This window comes from Stenotrophomonas sp. YJH_SMC_27 (assembly GCF_059369815.1).
The window spans coordinates 22,068-47,725 of record NZ_JCAFTA010000013.1; the positions used below are offsets into that span (position 1 = coordinate 22,068).

A 25,658-nucleotide genomic window follows, 5' to 3' on the forward strand; every position below is an offset into this window, starting at 1 on the left:
TTTGCGCAGCATCCGTGGCTGGTCATAGAGTGGCGGCTGGGGCAGGGCGATTCAAGCCGATGAACGGAACGCCGTCATCCAGCAGTGGTTTCGGCCCTCGGATTGCCCTGTCGGACGTCGCATAACTGAAAACTGACGCCGTCTCATTTATTATCAATCACTAACAGCGCATTCCAAAGGTATGGTCTAAGGTGGCGAAGCAGGTCCCCGAACGCTCCAAGTCCGACGACAGCAAGGCGTCACGTCGCACGGCCGCGGCGGCGACGACCGACAATCCACGCCGCCAGCGCCTCTGGCGCGACCTGGGCCTGATCGCCATCGCGCCGGCCCTGCTGTATCTGGCGGCCAGTCTTTTCACCTATTCAGCGACTGATCCGGGCTGGTCGCACACCGGCAGCGTGGTTGCGCCGGTGCACAACCTGGGCGGCCGCGCCGGCGCCTGGATCGCCGACGTGCTGCTGCAGCTGTTCGGCTACATCGCCTTTCTGCTGCCGGTGGTGCTCGGCGCGCTGGCGTGGATCGCCATGTTCGGCCTCAAGCGCGAGAGCAAGGGCGAGAACGACCTGGATCCGGCATTGCGCCTGGTCGGTCTGGTCGGTTTCCTGATCGCCGGCACCGGCTTCCTGCATGTGCGCCTGTTCAGTGGCGATGTCGCCAGTGCCGGCGGCATCCTCGGCAAGCTGGTCGGCAATTCGCTCACGGTGGGCTTCGGCGCGTTGGGGGCGAACCTGTTCGTGCTGGTGCTGCTGCTTGCCTCGATCACCCTGGCCACCGGGCTGTCCTGGTTCACGGTGATGGAGAAGATCGGCCGCGGCGTGATGTCGCTGGCGCCGTTGCTGGAACGCAAGAAGGAAGAAGTCACCGAGTGGAAGCAGACCCGGGTGATGCGCGAGGAACGCCAGGAAGTACGCAAGGCCGACGCCGAGGTGCGCGCCAAGCGCGAGCCGGTGAAGATCGAGCCGCGTCCGGAGCCGGTGATCGAGAAGAGTGATCGGGCCAAGCGCGATACCCAGATTCCGATGTTCCGCGGCGTCAACGGCGATGGTTCCGACCTGCCGCCGCTGGCGCTGCTGGATGATCCCAAGCCGCAGCCGAAGGGCTACGACGAAGAAACACTGGAAACCCTGTCGCGGCAGATCGAGTTCAAGCTGAAGGACTTCCGCATCGATGCGCAGGTGGTCGGCGCCAATCCCGGCCCGGTCATCACCCGCTTCGAGATCGAGCCAGCACCGGGTATCAAGGTCAGCCAGATCAGTTCGCTGGACAAGGACATCGCGCGTGGCCTGTCGGTGAAGTCGGTGCGCGTGGTCGATGTCATTCCGGGCAAGTCGGTGATCGGCCTGGAAATCCCCAACGTCACCCGCGAGATGATCTTCCTGTCCGAACTGCTGCGCTCGAAGGAATATGACAAGTCGGCCAGCGTACTGACCCTGGCGCTGGGCAAGGACATTGCCGGTCGCCCGACCGTGGCCGACCTGGCACGCATGCCGCATCTGCTGGTGGCCGGTACCACCGGTTCGGGCAAGTCGGTGGCGGTCAATGCGATGGTGCTGAGCCTGTTGTTCAAGGCCTCGCCGAAAGACCTGCGGATGCTGATGATCGACCCGAAGATGCTCGAACTGAGCGTCTACCAGGGCATCCCGCACCTGCTGGCGCCGGTGGTCACCGACATGAAGGAGGCCGCCAACGGCCTGCGCTGGTGCGTGGCCGAGATGGAGCGCCGCTACAAGCTGATGAGCGCGGTGGGCGTGCGCAACCTGGCCGGCTTCAACAAGAAGGTGAAGGAAGCCCAGGACGCCGGCCAGCCGCTGATGGACCCGCTGTTCAAGCCGAACCCGGAGCTGGGCGAGGCACCGCGTCCGCTGGAGACGCTGCCGTTCATCGTCATCTTCATCGACGAATTCGCCGACATGATGATGATCGTCGGCAAGAAGGTGGAAGAGCTGATCGCGCGCCTGGCGCAGAAGGCGCGAGCGGCCGGCATCCACCTGATCCTGGCCACGCAGCGCCCGTCGGTGGACGTGATCACCGGCCTGATCAAGGCCAACATCCCGACCCGTATCGCCTTCCAGGTCAGCTCCAAGATCGACTCGCGCACCATCCTCGACCAGTCCGGCGCGGAAACCCTTCTCGGCCATGGCGACATGCTGTACCTGCCGCCGGGCACCGCGCTGCCCGAGCGTGTGCACGGTGCGTTCGTGTCCGACGATGAAGTGCACCGCGTGGTCGAGCACCTCAAGGCGATGGGCCCGGCCGACTATGTCGACGGGGTGCTGGACGAGGTGCAGACGATGGGCGACGGCGTGGTCGTCGGTGCCACCGGCCTGCCCGAGACCAGTGCAGCCGGCGACGAGTCCGACCCGCTGTATGACGAAGCGCTGCGGGTGGTCACCGAGACCCGCCGCGCCTCGATTTCCGGCGTGCAGCGCCGGCTGAAGATCGGCTACAACCGTGCAGCGCGACTGATCGAGGCCATGGAAGCGGCCGGCGTGGTCAGCCCGCCCGAGCACAACGGCGACCGCACGGTGCTGGCACCGCCGCCGCCGAAGTAAGACCCGACGTATCCCCCACGACGTCCAAGGAACCGACGCATGCTTCACCCCGTACCAAGCGCGCTGGCGCTGGCGCTGGTAGCCCTGATGGCTGCCGGCCCGGCACTGGCAGACACCGCCACCTCCGCGCCCGCCACGGCGCCGCCTTCCACCAGCGGCGATACCGAAGCCAGCAATAATTTCAGCATTGTCCGTTACCGCGCCGACTACCAGGTGCGGCCCGATGCGGGCAATGTGCAGACCGAAACCTACGAAGTCCTTCTCAAGACCAAGGCCTCCGTCGAGCAGTTCAGCCAGGTGCGGCTGAGCTACAGCGAAAAGATGGAGACGCTGGAAGTGCTCGGTGCCTACACCATCACCGCCGATGGCCAGCGCCGCGACGTGCCGGCCGACCGCATCTACACCCAGGAGAGCTACTCCAGCGCCTCGGCGGCGATGTATGCCGACCGCAAGGTGCGGGTGATCGTGTTCCCGAACCTGGCCCCGGGCACGCGCCTGTACTACCAGGTGCGCCGCACCCAGGCTACGCCGTACTTCCCGGGCTATTTCGGCCTGTGGGAGACCTTCAACGTCTTCACCGAGTACGAGGACGCCGAGGTCACCCTGAGTGCGCCGGCCAACCTGCCGATGTTCGTCGACAGCCGCGGCGTGCAGGGTAGTGACCGGCCGACGGTGAAGAACGGCCAGGCGCAATGGCGCTGGCGCTACCAGCGTCGTGAGGCGATGCCGGCGCAGAACTGGTCGGCGGCGGGCTGGGAGTTCGGCCCGAACATCATGGCCAGCACGTATCGTGACTGGTCGCAGATGGGGCGCGCCTACCAGCTCAAGGCGGGCCCGGCGGCCGAGGTGACCCCGGCGCTGCAGGCGCTGGCTGATGAGATCACCGCCGGCATCAGTGACCGCCGCGAGCAGGCTGATGCGCTGTATCGCTGGGTCGCGCAGAACATCCGCTATGTGGCGGTGTACCTGGGCAACGGCGGCCTGGAGCCGAACAGCGCGCAGAGCATCCTCGACAACCACTACGGCGACTGCAAGGACCATGTGACGATCCTGGAGGCGCTGCTGGCGGCCAAGGGCATCGCCAGCTCGCCGGTGCTGATCGGTGCGGGCGGTGGCCCGACGCTGCCGAAGATTCCGGTGCTGGGCCGCTTCAACCACGCCATCACCTACATCCCCGAATTCGATCTGTACCTCGATTCGACCACCGCGTGGGCGCGCTTCGGTCAGCTGCCAGAGGGTGACCTGGGTGCACCGGTGATGCGTACCCGTGACGCTACGCTGGCGCGTACCCCGGCCAATACGCCGGAGCGCAATGCGACGTCGATGGAGGTGCGTTTCACGTTTGATGCCAACGGCAACCTGCGCGGCGAGACGATTCCGAAGCTGGGCGAGAACGCCGAGATCGGCATGCGCGCCCAGTTCTCCCAGCTCAACGCGCAGAACCGTGCGCGCGCCGAGGAGCAGATCATGGCCGCGTCCGGTTTCGACGGGCGAGGGCAGCTGCAGATCCAGGGCGTGCCGGTCGACCTGACCCGGCCGTTTGGCTATCGCATGGCGTTCCAGGCCGAGGACTACGCCGACTTCAGCGTGGCCGGCGGCATGGCCGTGCCGGACCCGCCAGGTGGCGAGTCGGTGCGTGGCCTGTACGCTACCGCCTCGGCGCCGGCCAACGAGACGCCGTTCTACTGCAATGCCAGCCTGCGCGAGGAAACCTATCGCCTGCAGTTCCCGGCCAACGCGCCGATCATCGCCATTCCGGCCAGCCAGCGTTTCGCCAATGCCGCCGGCGAGTACCGCGTGGACTGGAGTCGCGAGGGCCAGGAGGTGATCGTGCACCACCGCTTGCAGCAGAATGCGGTGCGCGGCCCGGAGGCATTGTGCCAGCCGCAGGACTATCCGGCGTTCCGCGCGCTGTATCGCGAAGTGCGGCGTGGCTTCCGTGGCCAGGTGCTGTACGGCAAGCTGCCGGGATCCGGTGGCTGAATCGCCGATGGACGTTCAGGGCGGCATAATGTCGCCCTGATCGCCCATTCATCTTTCCCCGGGCACACTGGCAACCACCTTTCCTGGCGCCCGCGCCCACAGGATTCCCGCATGAACTTCCGCTTCCGTCGTTTCCTTGCCACCACCACCCTGGCCGTGGCCTGCGCCGCCGCCGGCAGCGCCTGGGCTGGCGCCCGCGATGACCTGAAGACTTTCACCAGTGGCCTGAAGGGCCTGGACGGACAGTTCAGCCAGCAGGTGTTCGACAGCCGCGGCAAGGTGAAGGAATCGACCAGCGGCCGTGTGGCGCTGTCGGCGCCGCGCCTGTTCCGTTGGGAATACGTGCGCCCGCACGAGCAGTTGATCGTGGCTGACGGCAAGAAGGTCTGGATGTACGAGCCGGACCTGGAGCAGGCCACCGTGCGCGAGCAGGGCAAGGAAGAACAGAACAGCCCGCTGACCGCACTGATCAACCCGGCGCTGCTGGAGCAGCAGTACGACGTCAGTGAAGAGGCCGCACAGCGCGACGGCCTGCAGTGGCTGTCGCTTTCGCCGAAGCGCGAGACCGAAGCCAGCTTCCAGTACGCCGCGTTGGGCTTCAACGCTCAGGGCTTGGCCAAGATGGAAATCACCGACGCGGTCGGCCAGCGCACCGTGATCAGCTTCAGTGGCTGGAAGCGCAACCCGGGCTTCGCTGCAGGCACCTTCAGCTTTACGCCGCCCAAGGGCACCGACGTTATCGGTAATTGATGGCGGTCGCCGGGCATGGCCCGGCGCTACCTGCTCTGGTGGGTGCCAACCGTTGGCTGGCACGCTTGGGATCTGCCGGCCGGCCGGCCGGCCGGCTCATCCGTTGTCCGGATGAACGATCACCTGCCACGCGGTGCCATCAAATCGAATCAGGTCCCAGGGCGTCAGCACCCACAGCACGCTACCGGCGGAACTGATATCAACAATCGTTGCATCTCTCAGTTCTTCGGGGATGCTTTCCAGCAACGGTTCAACTACGCCGGTTTCTAGACTGTAGACGTAGAGGCCGCCATTCTCCGAGCCGATGTAAACCTGTTGCTTGTACTGGCAAGCAGAGTTGAAGCTGATGGCTTCGCCGACCTCGTGGTGCAGGCACTCGAATCCAGTGGAGATGTCGCCCGTAACGATGGTGCCGTCCATGCCTACAAAGACGAGGCGGCCTTGGTCAGTCCTGCAAGCATGAAACAGCTCCGCAGTAGTGACTTGTTCGGGCACGGTCCAGCTCGAGCCATCCCAGTGCGCAATCAAGCCATGGGAGCCGATTGCGTAGAGGTCAGCAAAGCCCGTTCCGCAGAGGTCGTTCACGCTGCCCACGTGGAACTCAGCGAGTAGCTGGTTGAATCCTCCATCCTCCCGTACACCGGTCATGTGAGCGCGCCAATCGGCGAATCTCCGGCGAAGCTCTGCGTCGCATTCCATCGGATCTTGAGGAAGTGCGGGAAAATCGCCCAGTTCGAGCAGATGGCCGAAATCGTCGAGCCAACTGTCGAAGTCATCCAGGTCCGAGTCGTCTTCGTCCTCCTCGCAGAAGACAGTCGCGAACTGGGTTGGAAGCTGCTGCCATCCGGCTTCACCCCGATGATGGATCTGTCCTCTTGTGCCCGCGCAGAAAAGGTCGTCGCCCAGCAATCGCAAACAGGTAAGACCTCCGGGGAAGTCGGCGCCTTCCGCCGAGACGTACTCGATCGTGGCCCCAGCACGGGAGTAATCTTCCAGCTGCCCATGGAAATCCAGGGCAAGCACACGACGGGGGCGGCCGCCTTCCTCCTCTGGAACAAACTGTGTGGACATGACCTGGAAGTCCTGCAGGTCATGGTAGAACCACTCCTCTTTGGGGGTGCGGCCAAAGACGAACATGCGGGTGGGTGGGCCGGGATCCGGGTCGTAGTAGTCATGCCCGGGGCCAAGGGCGGCAGCCAGATAGTAGATGTCCTCGTCGACCGCGCAGCCAGCAATGAACTCAAGGAGATTGGATTCGGGATCTCGCACGCTTGGGTCCTGAAGGGTTGAGTTCCAAATTCTCGGCTACTGACGAGGGTGCACGACCCCCGGGAAAGTACACTCCATGTGAATCAGTGGCTTACCGAAGAATTGGCTGCGGCGGCTTCGGCTCATTTCCGACACATTGCCAAGCTGCCGGCCAGCGGCCGGCACTACTGATCCCTGCGGCCTGATCCGCCGGGCATGGCCCGGCGCTACCGTTGGGCGGCGCGGTACAATAGCCGCGTGCCAAGACATCGCTCCACTTCCTTCCCTGGCCCCGATCTACTGAGCGTCGATCGGGATCACCTGCGCCCGCTGGCCGAGCGCATGCGCCCGCGCACCCTCGACGAAATGGTCGGGCAGAAACGCCTGCTGGCGCCGGACAGTGCGCTGCGTCGCGCCGTCGAATCCGGGCGCGTGCATTCGATGATCCTGTGGGGGCCGCCGGGCTGCGGCAAGACAACGCTGGCGCTGCTGCTGGCCGAGTACTCCGACGCTGAATTCCGCGCGATCTCTGCCGTGCTGTCCGGGCTGCCGGAGGTGCGCCAGGTGCTGGCCGAGGCCGCGCAACGCTTCGCCGAAGGCCGCCGCACCGTGCTGTTCGTGGATGAGGTACATCGCTTCAACAAGGCGCAGCAGGATGCGTTCCTGCCGCATATCGAGCGCGGCACCATCCTGTTCGTCGGTGCCACCACCGAGAATCCATCGTTCGAGCTGAATTCGGCGCTGCTGTCGCGTTGCCGCGTGCATGTGCTGGAAGCGGTATCACCAACCGATATCGTCGAAGCGCTGGAACGTGCGCTGGGGGATCGCGAGCGCGGCCTGGGCGAGGAGGGTATCGAGGTCGCTCCCGAGCTGCTGCTGGAAATCGCCACCGCTGCCGATGGTGACGTGCGCCGTGCGCTGACCCTGTTGGAAATTGCCGCAGAACTGGCGGGCGGGGAGGGTGGTCGCATCACCCCGCAGACCCTGACCCAGGTGCTGGCCGACCGTACCCGCCGCTTCGACAAGGGCGGCGAGCAGTTCTACGACCAGATTTCGGCGCTGCACAAGTCCGTGCGCAGCTCCAACCCCGATGCTGCGCTGTACTGGCTGACCCGCATGCTCGATGGCGGCTGCGATCCGTCGTATCTCGCGCGCCGGCTGACCCGCATGGCCATCGAGGACATCGGCCTGGCCGATCCGCGCGCGCAGAGCATGGCGCTGGAAGCCTGGGACATCTACGAGCGGCTGGGCAGCCCGGAAGGCGAGCTCGCGTTCGCCCAGTTGGTGCTGTACCTGGCCAGCACCGCCAAGTCGAACGCGGGCTACGCCGCGTTCAACCAGGCCAAGGCCGACGTGCGCCAGAGCGGTACCGAAGAGGTGCCGCTGCACCTGCGCAATGCGCCGACCAAGCTGATGAAGGAACTGGGCTACGGCGCCGAATACCAGTACGACCACGATGCCGAAGGAGGCATCGCGCTGGACCAGACCGGTTTTCCGGACGCGATGGGCGAACGGGTGTACTACAACCCGGTGCCGCGCGGCCTGGAGATCAAGCTGAAGGAAAAGCTGGATCGGCTGCGCGCCGAGCGCGAGGCGGCGCGGGCCGCGAAGGGCCGTTGAGCTGGCTTATGTAGGATCGAGCGATGCTCGACTCCACTCTGGACCGAGCCAGCAGCACCTGCGGAAACAGCAGCCGAGCATGGCTCGGCTCTACAGGGGTAATGGCGGTCGAGTGTGGTTCGTCATCACATTGTCCTGCGGGCGTTCCTTTGGCAGACTGCGCGGCTACTTTTTCAAGGATCGATGCCGTGCAGGAAATGATTCTGCCGTTGAAGCGTTATGCCCAGTTCGAGGGCCGTGCCAACCGTCGCGAGTACTGGATGTTCCAGCTGTTCCTGTTGATCGTCTCGGCCGTCCTGATGGTGCCGCTCATCGCCGGGCTGGTGATGCAGTCCGACATGCTGGGCATCGCGTCGATCATCCTGTTCGTCGTGTTCTGGCTGGCCACGTTCGTGCCGGTCATCGCCGTCACCGTGCGCCGCCTGCATGACTGCAACCAGTCGGGCTGGCTGTACCTGCTGGCCTTTGTTCCGTTCGGTGGCCTGGTGATCTTCGTGTTCGCGCTGCTGCCGGGTACACCGCAGGAGAACGTCTACGGCCCGGTGCCTGCGGGGCCGTGAGACTGCGTGAGTCGAGCATGGCTCGACTTCTACAGGACGGGAAAACGAAGCCGGCGTTTCGCCGGCTTCCTTCTTACTTGATGCTGCAATCGCCGAAGGACAGGTAATCCGTTCCCGAGCTGAACTGCAGCGTGCAGCTGGCGGTGAAGGTCGCGCCTTCTTCCAGCGCGCCCAGCTTGGCCGCCTGCTGCTCATCGTCGCTGGTCAGCCGGGCCAGGACATTGCCCTGGTCATCGCCGGCCTCGATCAGCGGTTCGCCCGCCAGGTTGCTGGAAACGCTCAGTGCCACGGCAGTGAATGTCACCGTCTGGTTGAGTTCGTCCATACCCAGTGACGAATTGCCGGCTTCTTCAAAGGCCTGGTAGAGCGTTGGCAGGTCCTGTGCGGCATGGGCGGCCAGCGGTGCGAGCAGGCCGAGGGAAAGGGCGATCAGGGTGGTGCGCTTCAAGGTGTTCTCGCAGTCACGGGATCCATTCCCGTGGGTGGTGGTGAGCAGATCCACGCCATGCGTGGATGGGTTTGGCAAGGGACAGGGCGCGGCCGATGGCTCGATCGCCCATCCATCCGCAGCCCTGCGAGGGAAGGGCGCTCCTGCGCCCCGCTGCCCGGCAAAATAGTGGATTCGGTGTTTCTGGCGCAACCGGGAAAATGAACGCATCGCGCGCGTGATACACAGTGTGACATTTGATCGATGTGATAATCATTCGCGTTTAAGGTAGACTGCGGTCCCCTGTGAACCGGCGGCCATCGGCCGCTCGTGCCGCCGCTGATGAAGCATTTCGTCCCGCCTTTGCGCCGTGGTCCACTGGCCCGCGGCATGGCCGCCCTGATGATGGCTCTGCTCCTGGCCACCCCGTACGCCCATGCGCAGCAGCGCAATCCGCTGCAGAAGATCGGCCACACCGTGCTCGACGAGCCGGCGACCAGCTATCGCTTTCAACAGTTCGTGGTGAGCAGCCCGGACCAGCAGCGCCGCTGGCGTGTGAACCTGGCAATCCCGGCCAACGCCGGCAAGACGCCCTCGCCGGTGCTGTACGCGCTGGATGGCAACGCCGTCGCTATGGTCCTGGACCAGCCGCTGCTTGCCGAACTGGCCGCGCGCAAGGCGCCACCGGTGCTGGTGCTGATCGGCTACGACAACGACCTGCGCATCGATTCCAAGGCGCGCACCCGCGACTACACCGCGTGGATCGACCGCGCGGACGCTGAGAGCGGTACGACCCAGGCGGTCGGCGGTGGTGCTGCGGCCTTCCTGGATGTGATCGAACGCCGCATCAAGCCGGAAGTCGAGCGTCGCGCACGCATCGATACGCAGCAGCAAGCGCTGTGGGGCCACTCGCTGGGTGGGTTGTTCGTGCTCCATGCGCTGTATACCCGTCCCGCCGCCTTCCAGTCGTATCTGGCGGCCAGCCCCTCGCTGTGGTGGAGCCAGGGCGCGGCGCTGGGTGATCCGGAGCAGCAGTTCGTGCAGAACGTGCACGGCCAGCAGGCCAGCCTGTGGCTGATGCTGGGCGGCGCCGAGCGTGTTGGCGATCGTGGCAAGCGCGACCTGAGCAACCCACGGGTGGTCGCGCACCTGCGCCGCATTGGCGGTGCCACGCCGGATGCGGCGATGCAGCTGTCCGAGCGGCTGGCGAAGGTGCCGGGCCTGAGCGTGCAGTACCGCGAGTTCCCGGGGCTGGGACACGGCCCGATGCTGCCGGCCTCGTTCCATGCCGCGCTGCATGAACTGTACGGCGTGACCGACCGCAGCGCCGGCGATGGCGCGCCCAGTGGCGGGGACAACGCCGCCGAATGAATGCCTTCGCACGCGATGCCGTGCGACCCCACTACCCAGGCGAGGCTGCCGGCGTGCAGCGGCCCAGGCAACCGATGACTCCCGCGCCGCGTGGCGCGGCCTACGTGTGCAAGGAGCCTTCCATGTCGTTCCGTCCGTCTTTCCGTCTCACCTCTCTCGCCGCCGGCCTGTTGCTGGCGGTGACCGCCACCGCGCAGCCGGTGTTCGACCAGCCGGCCAACGCCACCTTCAAGGGTGAAGTCGTCTCACGCGGTGAGAACGTGGTTCCCGGCAGCACTGCCGACGTGGTCGGCCGTGGGTTCTTGCCGGGCCAGAAGGTCAGCCTGCTGCGCGGTGACAGCGTGCTCAACGCGCAGCCGCTGGTGGTCGATGCTGATGGCAACTTCAAGACCCAGTTGAGCATTCCGGCCGACGCGGTGCCGGGCACTCATCCGGTGGTGGTGCGCGCCAGCCAACCGGCTGCGGCCACCGTGCTGAAGCTGCGCGTCTCGCCGCAGCTCCCGCTGTCCGGCCAGGCGCAGTTCGACACCCAGTCCAACAAGCTGGTGCCGGGCCTGTACCAGTCCGCCTACAGCGCGGCCAGCAATGCCGTGTTCGTCACTTCGGCCGTGGGCCGCCCGCCGGTGACCCAGTCGCAGCTGTTGAAGCTGGACCCGAAGTCGCTGAAGGTGACCAAGGCGATCACCCCGGCGCAGGTGCCGGGCAGCACCAATGGTGCGGTGTATGCGGTCTACGGCGTGGGTGTGGATGACACCAACGGCAATGTGTGGGTGACCAATACCCGCCAGAACTCGATCGCCGTCTATCGCCAGAAGGACCTGTCGCTGGTCCACCAGTTCCCCGTCGACACCGTGCCGCATGCGCGCGACGTGGTGGTCGACGGTACGCACGGCAAAGTGTTCGCTTCTGCCACCGGCGAGGACCACCTGACGGTGTTCGATGCGAAGACCCTCAAGGAACTGCCGCAGGTGACGCTGGAATCCGGCGTGGACGACGGCAAGTTCACCCCGATGAGCCTGGTGCTGGACGAGAAGGGCGGCAAGCTGTTCACCGTCAGCATCGGCACCCCGGAGGCGGCAGTGATCGATGTGGCCAGCGGCAAGGTCGAGAAGGTCATCGATCTGGGCAATTCGATCAGTGCCTCCGGCGTGGCCTTCGACGCGGCGCGCAACCGCCTGTACGTGGCCTCGCAGGGCACCGACAACCTGCTGATCGTCGACGTGGCCGCCGGCAAGGTGCTGCACGATGTGCCGGTCGGCGCCGGCGCGCTGAACGTCGCCTTCGATGATGCCTCCGGCCTGGCCTACGTCAGCAACCGTGGCGCTGGCACGGTCACCGTGGTGAACGGTGACGGCAAGGTGGTCGCCAATCTTGATGGCGGCACGCTGCCGAACCACGTCCGCGCCGATGGCAAGGGCAACGTGTTCGCGGTGAACAAGTCGCGCGGCGCTGAAGACCCGAAGGGTGACCGCATCACCCGCATCACCCCGAAGCAGTAAGTCACACGGTGGGGCGGCGTGCGCGTCGCCCTGCCAGCAAGGAGATTGTGCATGAACATCGCGTCCCGTCTGCGCCTGTGTGCGCTCCCGCTGGCTGTTTCGCTGGCGCTGGCCGCCTGTGGCGGCTCGTCGGCTCCCTCCGATGGCAAGACGCCCGCCGAGCCACCCGCGGCAACGGCGCCCGCTGCGGAAACCGCGCTGCCGGCAGGCTGGCAGCGCGTGGTAGGTGCCGAAATGCCGGCTGTGCACGGCCGGAAGGCGGTGCTCCCGGCCAAGGTGCATTCCGACGATGGCGCTGACATTGAAGTGGCCGATACCAGTCGCATCATCGCCGGTGGCGACGACGTCATCGCGGTGATCGAAGCACTGGGGCTGGGCAAGCAGGTCTTCGCCGCGCCGACCAACACCACCACCCAGGCCGGCCTGGCCGCGCCGCACCAGTTCCTGTTCAACCGGACCACTGGCGTGGAGGGCGTGCTGAGCCTGCAGGGCTCACTGTTCCTCGGCAACAGCCTGCGCCGCCACACCGAGCTGGCCAGGAAGCTGCGCGAAGTGGGCGAGCCGGCGGTGGTCATCGACGACCTGCAGCCGGCGCCGGACAAGGTGCGCAAGGTCGCTGCCGCACTAGGGCTGGCCGAGGCAGGGCAAGCACTGGCCACGCAGGTGCAGCGTCAGCTCGACGAGGCTGCAGCGATTGGCAAGGGCCTGGGCCATGCACCACGAGTGATCCACGTCTCGGCCACCGGCGCCGGTGGCTCTCCGACCGTCGCCGGTGCCGACAGTGCGTCGGCGCAGCTGATCGCACTGGCGGGCGGCATCAACATCGGCACCGAGGCGGGGGTGAAGAACTACTCGCAGCTGAGCAATGAAGGCGTGGTCGCCGCAGCGCCCGAGGTGATCCTGGTGACCGAGCATGACCTGCAGCTGTTCGGCGGTGCCGAGGGCCTGTGGAAGGCATACCCGACGCTGAAGCAGACCCCGGCTGGGCAGGCCAATCGGGTCTGGGTGATGCCGGACGTGCAGCTGAAGTACACCAGTGTCGGTTCCGGTGCTGGTGCGCTGGCGCTGGCCAAGGCCCTGGCGGCGTTGCCGAAGGCATGAGTCCGGCGGATCGGCGCCGCCGTCGCGGGCGGACGATGTTGCTGGTGGCGTTGCTGGCACTGCTGGGTGCGGTGCTGGCCTCGTTCGCCGTGGGCCCGCTGCGGCTGCCGCCGCTGGAGGTGATGCAGGCGTTGGCGGTGAAGCTGGGTCTGCTCGATCCGCAGGCGGTCAGCAACCGCGATCTGGCGGTGGTCTGGCAGCTGCGCATTCCGCGTGCCCTGTTGGGCGCGATGGTCGGTGCGTCGTTGGCGATGGCCGGTGCCAGCCTGCAGGGCCTGTTCGGCAATCCGCTGGCCGACCCCGGCATCGTCGGTGTCAGCCAGGGTGCTGCGCTGGGTGCGGTGGCTGCCATCGTTCTCGGCGCTGCGGGCGCAGCGGGCTGGCTGGTGCCGGTGGCGGCGTTCGCTGGCGGTGCGTTGGCGATCGGCCTGACCTACGCGCTGGCGCGACCCGGCAAAGGCAGTGGCAACGCCACGCTGCTGCTGGTCGGCATCGCGATGGCCGCGTTCTGCTCGGCGCTGATTGGTTTCCTCACCTACATCGCCAGCGAAAGCGAGCTGCAGTCGCTGGTATTCTGGCAGATGGGCTCGCTGGCGCGTGCCAACTGGGCCGATGTGGCGGCGGTGGTGCCCCTGTTTGCGATCGGCGTGTTCGCGTTGCAGCGGTTGGCCACGCCGCTGGACATGCTGGCGCTGGGCGAACGCCAGGCGCAGCATCTGGGGCTGGACGTGACCCGCACGCGGCGTCGCCTGGTGGCGTTCAGTGCGCTGCTGGTGGGCGCGGCGGTGGCCTTTGCCGGCTCGATCAGCTTCGTCGGCCTGGTGGTGCCGCACGTGGCGCGCCTGTTGGTCGGCCCCGGGCATCGCTGGCTGCTGCCGTTGTCCGGCCTGCTCGGTGCGCTGCTGATCGTGGTGGCCGACACCGCGGCCCGCACGCTCGATCCGCCGGCGGAGATTCCGCTGGGCTTGTTCTCGGCCGCGCTGGGCGCGCCGTTCTTCCTCTGGCTGGTGCTGCAGCAGCGCCGCAAGGCGGCCCCATGAGCGCGTTGCTGAAGCTGCACGAGGTGGTGGTGCGTCGCCAGCAGCGCGAGATCCTGCATGGCATCTCGCTGGCGTTCGAGCCGGGTACGGTGACCGCGCTGGTTGGCCCGAACGGCGCAGGCAAGTCCACGTTGCTGGCGGTAGCGGCCGGCGACCTGCGCGCCGATGCGGGCGAGGTGAGCCTGTTGGGCAAACCGCTGGCCAGCTACAAGGTCGGGCCGCTGGCGCGCGAGCGCGCGGTAATGCCGCAGGAGCATGGCGTGCGCTTTGCCTTCAGCGTGGAAGAAGTGGTGGCGATGGGACGGTTGCCGCATCCGCCGGACCCGGTCACGGACGATGCCCGGGTGGAAGCGGCCATCGATGCCGCCGAACTGCAGGCGCTGCGCCTGCGCGAGGTGCAGCAGCTCTCCGGTGGCGAGTCCGCCCGGACCACGTTCGCGCGCGTGCTGGCGCAGGATACGCCGCTGCTGTTGCTTGATGAGCCGACGGCCGCGCTGGATCTGCGCCACCAGGAGCGCACGCTGCGCAGTGTGCGTGCCTGTGCCGAAGCCGGTGCGTGCGTGATCGTGGTGCTGCACGATCTGAACCTGGCGGCTGGCTATGCCGACCGCATCGTGCTGCTGGAGCAGGGCAGGGTGGCCGCTGATGGTACGCCGCTGCAGGTGCTGACCGAAGATAACCTGCAGCGGGTCTACCAGCAGGATGTGGTGGTGCTGGAGCATCCGCGGCGCGGGGTGCCGCTGGTTGTGGTGGCCTGAACGAAGGCCGCCGGGTTGCTCCGGGTATCATGGTTGCTTCGTTTTCTTCAATGGACTGATGCCATGTTCCGTACCGTCACGCGCAGCGTGCTGCTTGCCACGATGATTGCTTCCGTTTGCGCAGCCCATGCAGCTTCGACCTCCCAGGTTTCGCTGACCGACGCGGCCGAGAACGCCTCGCTGATAGAAACCTGGCATTCCAGTGGCGAGGGCGCCGCTGTGACGTCGATGAAGACGCAGTACTTCGCCAACGAGGAAATGTCGGTGAGTTGGGACGACCAGCACGTGCTGGTGCTGTGCAGGGAGACGGCGTATCTGAAGATTCCTGCGGCCAAGCTCAAGGCCGGAGCGTTGACCACCGAGCAGCGGCAGATGATCGTCTATCAGGCATTGATGTCCGGCCTGGCGGCTGTCGCGGGCGTTGTCGGGCCGGCAGGGGAGAGGGTGACCGTGGCTGATGATGGCAGCGAGACCCGCAGCGTTGGCGAAAATAACTGGGCATATGGTGTTGAGCGATACGAAGTGATCACCCAGCGGCTGCCGGACGGTGCACTTCGGGTCCGGACCCGCAAGACGGAAACCGTGAATGCCACGCCGCCGGCGGGCCCGGACGACATGTTCAGCACCGAGGACGACCTGGCGGCGCGCTTGTCCGAACTGGCGCCGGTGGGCAGCTGGACCGAAGTGGTGGTCCACGGTGGCGCACGGCAGCCGCATGTGGATCCGGCGATGTCGTTGAAGGGGTGGATTTCGATGGGGGATGACCAGGCAGCGACCGTGGCGGATGCCCGCACGCTGCATGGGTGCAAGTAAGGCGTCAGGCACTCATCACAGCCACCCGCGGGGTGGTTCTACTGTGGTGTGCATCGTTCCATTTATGCGTTCAATATTCACTTGCGCGCCAGATTGGCAGGTCTAGAATGCGCCCCATGAACCGGATGCCGCTCCTGAAGTTTTTCACCCTGACCCGCGCAAGCGCGGAACGGGCGTGTCTGCCTGGAGCTCCACAGGGCCGCTGAAGCGGCTATCGCTGGATCATCCACAGAGCGCCCTTCGGGGCGCTCTTTTCGTTTCTCCAGTTTCATTTCCCTAACCCGACGTACCGCAAGGAGAACGTGCCATGCACCAGATCGCCGAGACCGAACGCTAGCCGCGCACCCTGTCGCCAACCGGGGTGCGCGGCCCCCGAAGTTGGCTTTGCAGGAACCTTTCCCATGAACACCCAAGTCCTTTCCCGTCGTCGCAACCTTGGCATCATTGCCCACATCGACGCCGGCAAAACCACGTTGACCGAACGCCTGCTGTGGAAAAGCGGCGAAATCCATCGCGTCGGCGAAGTGCACGACGGCAATGCGACCACCGATTTCTCGGCAATCGAGCGCGAACGGGGCATCACCATCGGCGCGGCCGCCGTGCAGGCGCAGTGGGCACCGCGTGACCTGCCGCCGCATCGGCTGACCCTGATCGATACCCCTGGCCACATCGACTTCGCCATCGAAGTCGAACGTTCGCTGCGCGTGCTCGACGGCGCCGTGGCCGTGTTCTCGGCCGTGGATGGCGTGCAGCCGCAGTCCGAGACGGTGTGGCGCCAGGCGCGCCGTCATCGCGTGCCGCTGATCGCCTTCGTCAACAAGATGGACCGCGTCGGCGCGTCGTTCGAGCGCGTACTGGAGCAGCTTCAGGACAAGCTTCAGGCGCGACCGTGGGCGCTGGGCGTGCCGTTGGGCAGCGAGAGCGACTTCAACGGCTGGGTCGACCTGGTCGATGAGCGCGTGCTGCAGTGGCGCGACGGCGCGACGACCATCAGCCCGTGGGACGACGCGGCACGTATCCAGTGGCGAGCCCAGCGCGATGCTCTGGTCGAAGCCGTGGCCGATCATGACGAAGAACTGGCCGATGCCTGGCTGGAAGGTCGGGTGATCGATGCCGGGGCGCTGCGCGCGGCGATCCGCCGGGCGACGCTGGCGGGTGCGGGCGTGCCCGTGCTGGCCGGTGCTGCGTTCAAGGACAAGGGCATCGAGACGCTGCTGGATGCCGTGGTCGATTACCTGCCGTCGCCGCTGGATCGCCCTGCCGTCAGCGCCGAAAGCGATGAGGGCGAGGTGGTCTTGCCGCCCGATCCTGATGGCCCGCTGGCGGGGCTGCTGTTCAAGATTACCCACCAGCAGCACGGTGCACTCAGCTTCGTGCGGCTGTACTCGGGCACCTTGAAGGTGGGCGACGCGGTGGCCAGTTCGCAGCATCCGCAGGGACGGCGGGTCAGCCGGCTGGTGCGGGTGCAGGCCGACCAGACCCACGACATTGAACAGGCCGTGGCCGGTGACATCGTCGCGGTGCTGGGCTGGAAGGATGCGGTCAGCGGTGAAACGCTGAGCGGCCGTGCGCTGCCGTTGCGCCTGGAGAACATCCAGGCACAGGCGCCGGTGCTGGCCTGGCGGTTGGAACCGGCGCGTGCGGCCGACCTGATCCGGATGGCGCAGGGACTGGCGAGCCTGGCCCAGGAAGATCCGTCGTTCCGCGTTGAAACCGATCGCGATACGGCGGAGACCCTGGTCTGGGGTATGGGCGAACTGCACCTGGAAGTGATGGTCGAGCGCCTGCGCAGCGAGTGGAACGTCGACGTGGGCGTAGGTGCGCCGCGCGTGGCCTACCAGGAGACGCCGATGCGCGCGATGACGGGTGTCGTCGGGCGGCTGGTCAAGCAGACCGGTGGCCAGGGCCAGTTCGCGCACGTGGTGCTGGACGTGGCGCCGCGTGAGGACGACCAGGTGGTGTTCAACGACCGCATCGTCGGTGGCGTGGTGCCGCGCAGCTTCATCGCGGCGGTGGAGAAGGGCGTGCGTGCCGCACTGTCGGAAGGGCCGCAGGGTCATCCGGTGGTCGGTATCGAGGTCAGTCTTGTCGATGGCCAGACCCATGCCAAGGACTCGTCGGAGATGGCGTTCCATCGCGCAGGCGCCGAGGCGATCAAGGCAGCGCTGGCCGAGGGTGGCACGCAGCTGCTGGAGCCGGTGATGGCGGTGACGGTGCATTCGCCGTCGACATCGGTGGGTGACGTGGTGGGCGACCTCAACCGGCGCCATGGCCGCATCGCCCGCATCGACGACCAGGACGGTCGGGCCGAGGTCAGTGGCTTTGCGCCGCTGGCGCAGCTGGTGGGGTACACCACTGCGCTGCGGTCGCTCAGCCAGGGACGGGCCAGCAGCGAAGCGCACCTGCACGGCTATGAACCGGTACGCGCTGCATGAGGAAGGCGAGGGGAGCCCGTTCGCGGGCTCCCACTTTTTTGTTCGGGTTTCCGCATCCACGCATGGCGTGGATCTAGCGGGTGACCGGGTCGCGAGCTCTGCAGTAGATCCACGCCATGCGTGGATGGATCCGTACCGACACGGCAACATTGGCGCTGCATCGCAACAAAACTGCAGAAAAGGCTGGATTAAAGTGATGCCTCACGATAAATTGCGCACCCCCCGTTGCTCGCCGCCGCCCGCACCCCTCTCATGCGTGATGACAAAGACCCCGGAACCCTGGAGCTGACCCTGCCGCGCAAGCGCGGCCGTCCGCCCAAGTTCGGGTACGCGATGAGCGATGCGCAGCGCGCCGCGCGTTATCGCGCGCGCCGGGCAGGGCAGGCCAACCATGCCGACGTGCGTTCCTGCAGCGATATGGTGCTGCTGGACAAGATCCGTGCCGCGGTGAGCGCGCGCGACACCGAGCTGGCCGGGTTCCTGGTGCACGTGCTCTGGCAGCGCTACCCCTTGCAGCTGAAATAGGCCGTCGGTGGGGTGGCCGTTGTCATCGAGCTTGTTGATAATGCGGGATTCAGGTTGTTCCCGCTGGCGTGCCCGGGATGGCAGGCGCGCATGATTGAACGGTTCCCAAGATGACCACCACCAGCGACACCACCACCGAAGCGGCGCCGAGCGGCGCTCCCCTGTTCTATACCCGTCCGGTGCCGCTGCAGGCCGATGTGCACGCCGATCTGCGCATCCTGCCGGGCAGGCTCGAGTTTGCGGCCGGCAACAACGCCATTCCGCTGGTGCTGGGCGAGTTCTCGCTGGCCCTGCACCACTTCCCGATTCTGTTCGCTGGCCCGACCGCCGTGCCGATGGCGGCCGTCGGTGTGTCCGACCAGAACCTGTTCATCAAGGACGGCCTGTGGGAAGACGAGGCCTACATTCCGGCCTACCTGCGTCGCCACCCCTTCATTTTCATCGACACCGGTGCGGACAACGACTTCCTGCTGGGCATCGACGAAGAGAGCTCGCGCGTGGTCAAGGGGGGTGACGAAGGCCAGCCGCTGTTCGTGGACGGCAAGGCCACCGACATGGTGCAGCAGGCGCTGGAGTTCTGCGGCCAGTACACCCGCGAGCACGAACAGACCCAGGCCTTCTCCAAGGCCCTGATCGACAACGGCCTGCTGGTCGAGCGCAACGCCACCGTGCGCACTCCGGATGGCCGCGAGTTCAACCTCAATGGCTTCCTGGTGGTGGACGTTGAGAAGTTCGTGGCGTTGCCGGAAGCGACCGTGGTCGAGTGGCACCGCAGCGGCTGGTTGGCGCTGATCCATCAGCACCTGATGTCGCTGGGGCGATTCAACGACCTGACCCGTCGCCAGGTCGAGCGCCTGGCGGCCTGATCAGCTTGAAGGCACGGCTTCCGCCTTGCGGGAGCCGTGCCACTGCTGCAATCCCTGCAGCAGTCGCCATGCCTCGACCCAGTCGGGCGTGGCCTGCTGCCCCAACTCCCACAGGGCGGCCGCGGTGCCGGCCTGGTCGATTGCCCGGCACATCTGCAGCGTGCCCTGCAGGCGGTGCGCATGATGGCGCAATGTCGCGGCATCGGCGTCCTGCAGGGACTGTTCGATCCCGGCCAGCTCATGGGCGATATCCGCAGAGAAATCCGGGTCGGCGCCCCGCGCGCTACAAGGCGCGGCAGCGTGCGCCGAAGGCGGAAGGCCCAGCGCCTGCAGCAAGTCTGCCACCTGCAGCGGCTTGACCAGGACGGCGTCGAATCCGGCCCGGCGACAGCGCGCCACGTGCCGGCGCCCCATGCGGGCGGACAGGGCAATCACTCGCAGGGGCGCCTTTGCCCGCGCGCGCAGCTGCTGTGCCAAGCCGTAGCCGTCCCGGCCGTGGAGCCCGATATCCAGCACCACCGTGCCGCGCGGTCGCAGCGCCTGTTCGGCCAACGCGGTTTCCGCATCGGCAACCGCGCACACATCGGCACCCAGCCGACGCAGTTGCTCTGTCACGACGCGCCGGCTGAGTGCATGGTCCTCGACCAGGAGCAGCTCTGTGCCCGTCAACGGCGCCTGCTGCGGGCGCTCGATGGTGGGCGGATCGCGAGGGACAGCGCGGACCGGCAGTCGCAGGGTGAAGCGACTGCCGCGCCCATGTACGCTGTACGCGGCCAGGTTGCCGCCCATGGCAATGGCCAGCTCGCGCGCAATCGTCAGGCCCAGGCCAGTGCCGCCGCACTTCTGGCCATCCTCTCCCTGCTGGAACGGGCGGAACAGTAGCGGCAGTTGCGCGGGGGCGATACCGATGCCGCTGTCGATCACATCCAGCAACAGCTCCCTGGCACGCGGGATGGGTGACAGCTGCAGGCGCACTTCGATGCCACCGGCATCAGTGAACTTCAACGCGTTGCCCAGCAGGTTGTCGACAATCTGGCGCAGCCCGTCAGCATCGAGTGCGACCGTCGGCGCGGGGTCGGGCGTGCAATCAAGCTTGAGGGACAATCCCCTGCGCAGTGCCTCCGGCCGGATCGCGTCCAGTGCATGGGCACAGAGCTGGCCGACGTCGCAAGGTACGACGTGGGGCCTGAAGCTGCCGCTGGCCAGACGCGAGAACGCGAGCGAGCGGTCGAGCAGCCCGCGCAGCGCGTGGCCGGCGGCACGCGCGGCCGCGAGCAGGTCGTGCTCTCTCCTGGACAGGCGCGACTGGCTCAGCAGGTCGATCGAAGCCAGTATCGTCTGCGCGGAATTGCGCACTTCGTGGCTGATCATTCCTGCCGCGCGCCCAAGGCGTTGCTCCGTGCGACCGATTCGCCAACGTAGTGCCTGCCAGAACATGGTCAGGCCGATGAGTATTGCGGCCACATACAGCAGCCAGGGCAGGTGCAGGGCGCGCACCCGGTCAAGCGCGTTCTCGACGGGGGCGGGCAGCATCTGCTGCGCCCACAATGCCAGCAGGCCCGCGTGCTCTTCGAGCGTGATGTCGTGCAGTGCGTGGTCGATGCGCGTCAGCAGCTGCTGGTCCTCGCGGCGCACGAGCAGGTGCAGATCGGTGGAGAAGTCGCTCTCGAACGGATGAAGCTGCAGTTTGCCCGCGAAGTGCCGCCGGATCATCGCGTGCAGTGTAGCTTCCAGGCCGATCGCAGCATCGGCGATGCCGTTGTCCACGGCGGCCAGGGCTGCATGCCGATCGGGCAAGTGCAGCAGGCGGACCTGCGGATGGTGGGTTGCCAGCCAGCTGGCATAAGGGCCGCCGCGAATCACGGCCAGCACCTGCGCCTTCACGCTGCCGACGTCACGTGGCGCGTGCTCGCCTTTACGCACGGCCAGGACCGTCTTGCCGCCATCGAAGGCGCCGGATGCCATCAGGCCGGGGCAGGGCCGTGGGCGATGCGCCGGGCCGCCCATCACCAGCACCAGATCGGCCTCGTGCCGGCAGACTGCAGTGACCGCTGCCCTCGTGCTGGTGTAGGCGATGTCACGGAAGCGCAGTCCGGAATGGTCAGCCACGAGCTGCGCATAGCCGTGGGCGAGGGTCGGGAGCGGGATCGAGTCCGCCAGTGGTGCAGGCAGCGGGCGCAATGATGGCGCGGTGGCGACCCGTACTTCGCGACCCGCCGGCCACGCCTGCAGATGTGCATCCTCGGCCGAGGCTGCTGGCAGCAGGATCAGGACCATCAACGAGGTGACAAAGGTATGCAACCGGAGGCGAACACGGCGCCTCATCGGAGGTTCCGCTGCTCTCGCAGTGCATAGATCTCCACGTCATTGCGCAGCCCGAGCTTGCGCAGGGCGGCCACCTTCTGGGTGCTGACCGTCTTGACGCTGCGGTGGCGGCGCAATGCGATCTCCGACACGGTCAGGCCGGACAGGAGCAGGTCCAGCACTTCGCGTTCATTGCGACTGAGTTCGTCGCGGCAGGCCGGGACCAGGCAATCGGCCGGCAGGCGGCACAATCCCTGCGATACACGCACGATGGCCTCGGACAGCATCTCCAGCGGCTCGGATTTGCTGACAATGCCGCTGATGCCGGCCGCCAGAAGGTGGTCCACGCGGGTTGTTGGCGTCAGCGTGGCGAAGGCCAGCAGGGGCACATGAGGAAAGCGCTCCCGCAGCAAGGGAACCAGCTCATCACTGCTGCGGTCGCCAGGCGCCAGGGTGAGATCGATGATGGCGACATCCACTGCCAGCTTGCGCAGGCAGCCGATGAACGCGTCGCTGTGGGTGTGGCTGGCGACAATGTTGAAGCGGACGTCGCGGCACAGGTGCAAGGCGGTGCCGCGGCGGACGACTTCGTGATCGTCTAGCAGTGCGAGCCGCAGACGGCGCGGTGCAGGGTATCCATTCATGCGCTGGGAGGTGATCGGCGCCCGGGAGGGCGTGGCGACCATTCTGGCGCTGCTGCCGCGCCGGGCACCGAATTTGCTGGATTTTTGCGATTATTCCTAAGAGTCAATGTGCGCGAACCATCAATCCAGGGGTGTTAATTGATGTAATGGATCGCCACGCCCGAATCCAGGCCCTTCAGAAGTTGGCGGGTGATGCCGCCCAGCGCAAAGGGTCGTGGCGTGTCATCGGACCGACTGCGGCACGCGTCTGAGCTTGCGGGTGTCATAACCCATGGCCGCAATCCGTGCGACTGCCTGCTCATAGTCATGCTCGGACACCTGTGGTGTGCGGGCCATGTACCAGACGTAGTCGCGCTTGCTGCGCGCCACGATGGTCTGGCGGTAGCTCTCGTCGAGCCAGGCAATCACGTACTCGGCCTGGATTGGCCAGATGAACTGCATGCCCCAGATCGCGCCATTGCCTTCCTTCTCCACACGACCGATGGGATGCATCGACTTCTGCGGCGCATCGAAGCTGCCCTTGCGGTAGGTGAAGGTGGTCTGGATGCGCCCGTCGGGACGAAGTGCGTAACTCTCCACCGCGTCGAAGGCCTCGCGTTCGGGGCGCGACGGGATATGCGCGATCACGTACCAATCGCCCATGAAGCGCGGCACATCCACGGATGGCGGGCGCGGCAGCGGGCGGGTGTCGCTGGAACTGCAGCCGGAACCGAACAGGCCGACCGCGATCAGGGGAAGCAGCGAGAACATGCGCATGTTGCACCTCAGCGGGGTCGGAACAGATAGTGGGCCACCAGCCACTGCTGGCCGTCGTCATAGCCAAACAACTCGGCACAGGCCATCCAGAACATCCGCCAGCGCTGCCACCAGACCTTCGCTGCAGCCTGGCCATAGGTTGCGATCAACACCGGCATCACCTGCTGGCGGGCCGCATCCTGGTTGGCCAGCCAGTGGTCGGCGGTGCGCTGGTAGTGGGTGCCGTCCAGCAGCCAGCGCTGGTCGAGCCGCAGGTCGCGCTGGAAATGCAGCAGGGTGTCAGCTGCCGGCATCAGCCCGCCGGTGAAGAAGTGCCGCCCCATCCAGTTGTCGCCGCCGTCTGTCTCGAACGGATACATCAATGTGCGATGGGCGAAGATGTGCACGAACAGCGCGCCGTCCGGCTTCAACCACCGAGCGATGCCCGCCAGCAGGCGCTCGTAGTTGCGCACGTGTTCGAACATCTCCACCGACACGCAGCGGTCGAAGCGTGCCGCAGGCAGCTCAAGCTGGTTGACATCGCGGGTGATCACCTCGACGTTGTGCAGCCCCCTGGCTTCACACTGCGCCATGATGTGCTGGCGTTGGCTGTGCGAATTGGAAACGGCGGTGATGCTGGCCTGCGGGTAGCGTTCGGCCATCCACAGGGTCAGTGAGCCCCAGCCGCATCCCAGTTCGAGAATCTGCTGGCCATCGGCCAGGCCTGCGCGCTGGCCGTACAGTTCCAGCATCGCGTCCTCGGCCTGGTCCAGCGTTTCGCGCCCGGTGGGGTAGTAGCAGCTGCTGTACTTCAGTCGCTTGCCCAGGCAGGCCTGGAAAAAGGCAGCTGGCACTTCATAGTGCTGTCGGTTGGCTGCGTCGGTGTGCAATGCGAGTGGGCTGTCGGCCAGCTCGGCGATGCGCCGGCTGAAGCGCGCCGACTGGCCTTCGATGCCACCCTCGCTTTCCTCATGCAGGCGTTGCGCGCACAAGCGGCGGATGCCCGCACGCAGCGCCGCATCGGGGACCAGCCCGCGTTCGGCCCAGGCGATCAGCCCGGTTTCCGCATCTTCGGCTGGGTTCAGTGACGGGATCGCGTTCATGCGGAATGCTCCTTGGAAGAACGGGGGAACCAGGGAAAGAACATCGGTGTGCTGCGCTGGTAGGCGCGATAGTCGTCGCCGCGGCTGCGCAGCGCCTGTTTCTCGGTGAATGGGATGCCGCTGAGGTAGCGCAGGAACACGTACATCAGCAATGGGCCGGCCCACGCCAGCCACCACAGTGGCGAACCGACGGCGAGCAGCACATAAGTGAACCAGTGCAGCCACTCGAAGAAGTAGTTGGGGTGGCGGGAATAGCGCCAGAGCCCTTCGCGGCAGGTGCGGCCCTTGTTTGCCGGGTCGGCGCGGAACCGGGCCAGCTGCCGGTCGGCCAGTGCTTCGCCGCCGACGCTCAGCAGCCACACCAGCGCGGCGGCCACGGCCCACCACGTCATGCGGCTGCTCGGGTTGGCGGCCACTGCGACAAAGGGCAGGGCAAACAGCAGTACCAGCAATGCCTGCGCAATGAAGAAGCCAAAGATCTTGCCCTGGTGGCCCTGCCAGTGTTCGCGCAGATAGCGGTAGCGCCCGTCTTCCGGTTCGCTACGGACCCGGTGCCAGAGGTGCAGGGCCAATCGGCTGCCCCAGAGGCCGCCGAGCACGCCCAGCGCGATCCGCGGCACCGTCGCGCCGTCGCCGAGCAGCGCCAGCAACAGGGCCGATGCACCGACGCCCTTGGCCCAGAGCACATCGACCACGCCGATGTTCTGGTGGCGGCGCTGCCAGGCCCAGCCCCAACTCATCATCAGCAAGGTGTACAGCAGGACCCACAGGAGATGATTCATGAAGGAACTCCAGCCAGGGGCGGCGAGCTGGCTCGTGAGCCGCGACGGGCGCAGTGGCACAGCAGTGAAAGCGCGATGCACCAGCCCGCCCCCAGTACCAGCAGGCCCTGCCATGCCGGCACAGCGAACCGCACTGCATCAAAGCCACGTGCCGCGGACAGATAGGCCAGCGGTGCCAGCAGCAGGCCGAACAGCGCCGGCAGGGCACGGTGGCGCAGCAGGAAGCGCATCGAGGTCGTCAGCGTCATCGCGAACGCGGCCCACAGCGCCATGATCCACGGCGGAGGCGCCCAGGCGAGCGGGGCGGCGGCGTAACGAACGGTGCCGGTCGCAGCGGCGCTGGCATCGACCAGCCAGGCGCAGGCCAGCGCCAGCACCATCAACCGAAGGTCCAGCCGTGGTTGCGGCGACGTCAGAAGCTGGCTGCCGATGTAGAGAGAGGCTGCCAGCAACGCCGGCCACTGCCAGCCGCGCCCGGCGCCGGCCACGGCGCACAGCCAGACCAGCTGGTTGCCAAGCAGATTGGCCCAGAACCGGCGCAT

General features: G+C 66.5%; 22 protein-coding genes. 14 read left to right on the forward strand and 8 right to left on the reverse strand.

All coding sequences use genetic code 11. The features are described 5' to 3' along the window. The first annotated feature begins 191 nt into the window (after positions 1 to 191). The 3 genes from AC5P7R_RS17375 (at position 192) to lolA (ending at position 5,285) form a co-directional block, all read left to right on the forward strand. Positions 192 to 2,552 carry a DNA translocase FtsK gene (locus AC5P7R_RS17375; RefSeq protein ID WP_019659648.1) on the forward strand — a complete coding sequence of 787 codons (2,361 nt, stop codon included), beginning with the start codon at positions 192 to 194 and terminating at the stop codon, positions 2,550 to 2,552. Positions 2,553 to 2,591: 39 nt separating this feature from the next. Then, entirely contained in the window at positions 2,592 to 4,535 is a 1,944-nt protein-coding gene (locus tag AC5P7R_RS17380) for a DUF3857 domain-containing protein (protein ID WP_021201783.1), read from the forward strand. Positions 4,536 to 4,646: 111 nt separating this feature from the next. Next, a complete protein-coding gene (gene lolA, locus AC5P7R_RS17385; RefSeq protein ID WP_005413289.1) occupies positions 4,647 to 5,285 on the forward strand; it encodes an outer membrane lipoprotein periplasmic chaperone LolA in 639 nt (212 codons plus the stop codon). A gap of 96 nt (positions 5,286 to 5,381) precedes the next feature. Here lolA and AC5P7R_RS17390 read toward each other — a convergent pair whose 3' ends face one another. Then, positions 5,382 to 6,554: a hypothetical protein gene (locus tag AC5P7R_RS17390; RefSeq protein ID WP_227854434.1), complete on the reverse strand. Its 1,173-nt coding sequence runs from the start codon at positions 6,552 to 6,554 to the stop codon at positions 5,382 to 5,384. A gap of 321 nt (positions 6,555 to 6,875) precedes the next feature. On the opposite strand from AC5P7R_RS17390, the gene AC5P7R_RS17395 reads away from it, so the two are divergent. Continuing rightward, entirely contained in the window at positions 6,876 to 8,153 is a 1,278-nt protein-coding gene (locus AC5P7R_RS17395) for a replication-associated recombination protein A (RefSeq protein ID WP_227852611.1), read from the forward strand. Between the two features lie 188 nt (positions 8,154 to 8,341). Next, a complete protein-coding gene (locus AC5P7R_RS17400) occupies positions 8,342 to 8,713 on the forward strand; it encodes a DUF805 domain-containing protein (protein WP_111098317.1) in 372 nt (123 codons plus the stop codon). Between the two features lie 73 nt (positions 8,714 to 8,786). On the opposite strand, the gene AC5P7R_RS17405 is transcribed toward AC5P7R_RS17400, so the two are convergent. Continuing rightward, positions 8,787 to 9,161, reverse strand: a complete 375-nt coding sequence (locus tag AC5P7R_RS17405; RefSeq protein WP_111102775.1) for a hypothetical protein — start codon at positions 9,159 to 9,161, stop codon at positions 8,787 to 8,789. Between the two features lie 321 nt (positions 9,162 to 9,482). Between AC5P7R_RS17405 and AC5P7R_RS17410 the strand changes: the two genes are divergently transcribed. From AC5P7R_RS17410 to AC5P7R_RS17450, 9 genes are all read left to right on the forward strand, one after another. Further along, positions 9,483 to 10,511: an alpha/beta hydrolase gene (locus AC5P7R_RS17410; protein WP_478436503.1), complete on the forward strand. Its 1,029-nt coding sequence runs from the start codon at positions 9,483 to 9,485 to the stop codon at positions 10,509 to 10,511. Positions 10,512 to 10,633: 122 nt separating this feature from the next. Continuing rightward, complete coding sequence (locus AC5P7R_RS17415) at positions 10,634 to 12,010, forward strand: YncE family protein (protein WP_021201789.1); 1,377 nt, start codon at positions 10,634 to 10,636, stop codon at positions 12,008 to 12,010. 51 nt (positions 12,011 to 12,061) lie between these two features. Further along, complete coding sequence (locus tag AC5P7R_RS17420) at positions 12,062 to 13,111, forward strand: heme/hemin ABC transporter substrate-binding protein (protein ID WP_478436506.1); 1,050 nt, start codon at positions 12,062 to 12,064, stop codon at positions 13,109 to 13,111. Beyond that, positions 13,108 to 14,151 carry a FecCD family ABC transporter permease gene (locus AC5P7R_RS17425; protein WP_019659657.1) on the forward strand — a complete coding sequence of 348 codons (1,044 nt, stop codon included), beginning with the start codon at positions 13,108 to 13,110 and terminating at the stop codon, positions 14,149 to 14,151. Before AC5P7R_RS17420 ends, AC5P7R_RS17425 begins: the two co-directional genes overlap by 4 nt. Continuing rightward, on the forward strand, positions 14,148 to 14,909 hold the full coding sequence (locus AC5P7R_RS17430) for a heme ABC transporter ATP-binding protein (protein WP_478436509.1): 762 nt from the start codon (positions 14,148 to 14,150) through the stop codon (positions 14,907 to 14,909). Before AC5P7R_RS17425 ends, AC5P7R_RS17430 begins: the two co-directional genes overlap by 4 nt. 63 nt (positions 14,910 to 14,972) lie before the next feature. Further along, a complete protein-coding gene (locus tag AC5P7R_RS17435; RefSeq protein ID WP_227854232.1) occupies positions 14,973 to 15,722 on the forward strand; it encodes a hypothetical protein in 750 nt (249 codons plus the stop codon). 401 nt (positions 15,723 to 16,123) lie between these two features. Next, on the forward strand, positions 16,124 to 18,157 hold the full coding sequence (fusA, locus tag AC5P7R_RS17440) for an elongation factor G (RefSeq protein WP_111098313.1): 2,034 nt from the start codon (positions 16,124 to 16,126) through the stop codon (positions 18,155 to 18,157). Positions 18,158 to 18,409: 252 nt separating this feature from the next. Beyond that, positions 18,410 to 18,682 carry a hypothetical protein gene (locus AC5P7R_RS17445; RefSeq protein WP_005409616.1) on the forward strand — a complete coding sequence of 91 codons (273 nt, stop codon included), beginning with the start codon at positions 18,410 to 18,412 and terminating at the stop codon, positions 18,680 to 18,682. A gap of 110 nt (positions 18,683 to 18,792) precedes the next feature. Continuing rightward, entirely contained in the window at positions 18,793 to 19,548 is a 756-nt protein-coding gene (locus tag AC5P7R_RS17450) for a SapC family protein (protein WP_019659662.1), read from the forward strand. Here the strand turns inward: AC5P7R_RS17450 and AC5P7R_RS17455 are convergent, their stop codons facing one another. From AC5P7R_RS17455 to AC5P7R_RS17480, 6 genes are all read right to left on the reverse strand, one after another. After that, on the reverse strand, positions 19,549 to 21,873 hold the full coding sequence (locus AC5P7R_RS17455; protein WP_478436510.1) for an ATP-binding protein: 2,325 nt from the start codon (positions 21,871 to 21,873) through the stop codon (positions 19,549 to 19,551). Beyond that, complete coding sequence (locus AC5P7R_RS17460) at positions 21,870 to 22,538, reverse strand: LuxR C-terminal-related transcriptional regulator (RefSeq protein ID WP_227844946.1); 669 nt, start codon at positions 22,536 to 22,538, stop codon at positions 21,870 to 21,872. The genes AC5P7R_RS17455 and AC5P7R_RS17460 overlap by 4 nt, the downstream gene beginning before the upstream one ends. A 180-nt stretch (positions 22,539 to 22,718) precedes the next feature. Beyond that, positions 22,719 to 23,252, reverse strand: a complete 534-nt coding sequence (locus tag AC5P7R_RS17465) for a lipocalin family protein (RefSeq protein ID WP_019659664.1) — start codon at positions 23,250 to 23,252, stop codon at positions 22,719 to 22,721. Positions 23,253 to 23,260: 8 nt separating this feature from the next. Then, the gene (locus tag AC5P7R_RS17470; RefSeq protein ID WP_155029518.1) at positions 23,261 to 24,334 is read right to left on the reverse strand and encodes an SAM-dependent methyltransferase; all 1,074 of its coding nucleotides are present in this window, start codon (positions 24,332 to 24,334) and stop codon (positions 23,261 to 23,263) included. Then, on the reverse strand, positions 24,331 to 25,116 hold the full coding sequence (locus tag AC5P7R_RS17475; protein WP_478436512.1) for a DUF1295 domain-containing protein: 786 nt from the start codon (positions 25,114 to 25,116) through the stop codon (positions 24,331 to 24,333). The genes AC5P7R_RS17470 and AC5P7R_RS17475 overlap by 4 nt, the downstream gene beginning before the upstream one ends. Further along, on the reverse strand, positions 25,113 to 25,658 hold the full coding sequence (locus tag AC5P7R_RS17480; protein ID WP_019659667.1) for a DUF2878 domain-containing protein: 546 nt from the start codon (positions 25,656 to 25,658) through the stop codon (positions 25,113 to 25,115). Before AC5P7R_RS17480 ends, AC5P7R_RS17475 begins: the two co-directional genes overlap by 4 nt.